Source organism: Veillonella parvula (genome assembly GCF_024461875.1).
Classification (GTDB): domain Bacteria; phylum Bacillota; class Negativicutes; order Veillonellales; family Veillonellaceae; genus Veillonella; species Veillonella parvula_I.
This window is the reverse complement of record NZ_JANGAL010000128.1, coordinates 1-227: the sequence shown is the minus strand read 5'-3', so window position 1 is coordinate 227 and position 227 is coordinate 1. Positions and strand designations below refer to the sequence as shown.

Annotated in this window: 1 protein-coding gene; it reads right to left on the bottom strand. The window is 37.4% G+C overall.

Going from position 1 to position 227, the window contains the following annotated elements; genetic code table 11:
• Positions 1–7 precede the first annotated feature (7 nt).
• Positions 8–227: DEAD/DEAH box helicase family protein (locus NE668_RS10095; RefSeq protein ID WP_256196906.1), on the bottom strand; the 220-nt coding region annotated here is incomplete at its 5' end.

Sequence of the window (227 nt, the reverse complement as noted above, 5' to 3'; positions counted from 1 at the left end):
TGATGCCCTACCCTTTTTCATGTAATTTTTTCTTTACCGCTGAAGTATTTTCTGTTCCACCAACAGTATCAAATTGTTTAGCATCAATATCAATAGAACCTTCAGGGTCATATGCCTTATAATATGCTTCAGTTTGTTTCGATAACGCTATACGGTCAACTACGAATACTACCTTATCAACATATGGCATGCGACTCGCCAACCAGGCAGATTTGAAACTAGTAATC